The sequence below is a fragment of the Aquabacterium sp. genome, assembly GCF_004297345.1.
GTDB lineage: Bacteria > Pseudomonadota > Gammaproteobacteria > Burkholderiales > Burkholderiaceae_C > Aquabacterium.
Window position 1 is genome coordinate 1 of the sequence record NZ_SCTN01000175.1, and the last position, 1,469, is coordinate 1,469.

At 62.2% G+C, this 1,469-nt stretch carries 2 protein-coding genes; one reads left to right on the forward strand and one right to left on the reverse strand.

Translation table 11 applies throughout. The features are described from left to right. On the forward strand, positions 1 to 713 hold a 713-nt coding region (locus EPO09_RS05935; RefSeq protein ID WP_290641166.1), incomplete at its 5' end, for a hypothetical protein. A gap of 23 nt (positions 714 to 736) precedes the next feature. Here EPO09_RS05935 and EPO09_RS05940 read toward each other — a convergent pair. Beyond that, positions 737 to 1,159, reverse strand: coding sequence for a hypothetical protein (locus EPO09_RS05940; RefSeq protein WP_290641168.1), 423 nt, complete (start codon positions 1,157 to 1,159; stop codon positions 737 to 739). Positions 1,160 to 1,469: the final 310 nt, after the last annotated feature.

The window sequence follows — 1,469 nt, forward strand, 5'->3', positions numbered from 1 at the left end:
ACTGGACCGTGCTCGGTTCTTCCAGCGCGCCCATCGTGCCTGTCATCATGCCGGGTACGGCGCGTACGGTCACGTTGGCTTCACCCGTGTCGCCTCGTGGCAGTCAGTTGTTTGTTGGTCAGAAGCTGGATGGTGCCGGTAAGCCATATGAGGTGGCCGTGGCCAATGCGGACCCGCTCACGGGTTTGCTGGCGCAAGCGCTGGATTTGCCAGAGGGCCCTTTGCGGGTGGCCAGCTTTGTTGAAAGCGGTTCGGCTCTGAGCTTTGGCGATGTCACGCCGGGTGAGGGCACTCAAGCCTTCAGCGTGCAGGCCCTGGGGGCGGCTTACGACGACGCGGGCGTGTTCAGTACGGTAGCACCCACGCTGGGCACAAGCAGCAGCATCTCTGTGGGCAATCCGGTGCGTCAGGCGTCCTTGGGTATCGGTCAGATCCAACTCACGCTGACGGGGGCTTTGTCTGCAAGCTATGACAGTGCCACTGTGATCGTGGCTGATGTCAATGGCGTCGTGGTGACGCAGGCCGTGTCGGGCAGTAGCATGGTGATCAATGTGCCGGCAGGCAGTCAGGCCGCTGCGCTGGGCGGCACGGCTGTGTACACGGTGGCTTTGCGCGCAGCGGGCCACACAGGCACGCTCAAGTGGGTGCGGGCTGCTGCACCGCTGGATCTGAGCAACGGTGCCAGCGCCTCTGCCACGCTTGCCTTGCCTTGATCAGGCCGTGAGGCCCGTCGGTCTCAGCGGTTGCTGGAGGGGGGCAGGCTGGGCAGACCGAACAAGGGCAGGCCGACGGGCACGAGTGCTGTAATGGGCGTCAAGGCCACCAGCGTGCCGCCGAGTTGAATGGCCGTGTTCACTGCATTGACGGCGTTCACGGCCGTTTGCGCGCTCTGCCTGGTCTGCAGATCCAAAGCGGCCAGCAGTGCTGCTGTGTTTTGTGGTGAGGTGGCGTTGCGGCGCTGTTCATCGCTGGTCTGTTTGATGACCTGGCCTTTGCCTAACTGCCCCATGATGTCCTTGTCCATGCCCGCGCCATGTACCTCGGTGAGGGCGCGATCGTCCAGGGGCTGAATGCCTGCCAGGCACGTGGAAGCGGCCAACAGGGTTGCACAGCCTGCCAAGGTCCTTTGGCACTTTTGCCACGCCAGTTTCTTTGTCATGCACGCGTCCTTTACTGCTTGAGGGGCCGTGCGAAGGCATGGGCCCTTGTGCAGCTATCGGCGCTGGCGGGTGGCGTTTGAGGGGGCGTGTGCTTATACCGTTGAGGTGCGTGATCAATCTCCGAAATAGCCCGTCAAGCACCCCGTTGTTGCCGCGATGCACTTGACTTGCTGGTGGGAGCATGTACGGTGCCATCAATTCCTTTCACCTCTCATAAATTGGCGGGTCAGCATGAGCAAGACGATTCTGGTCGTGGATGATTCGGGCACCTTTCGTCAGGTGGTGAACATGGCGTTGACCAAGGCGGGC

Coding starts and splice junctions, on each gene's coding strand:
- EPO09_RS05940 (WP_290641168.1), bottom strand. CDS start 1,159: ATGACAAAGAAACTGGCGTGGCAAAAGTGCCAAAGGACCTTGGCAGGC.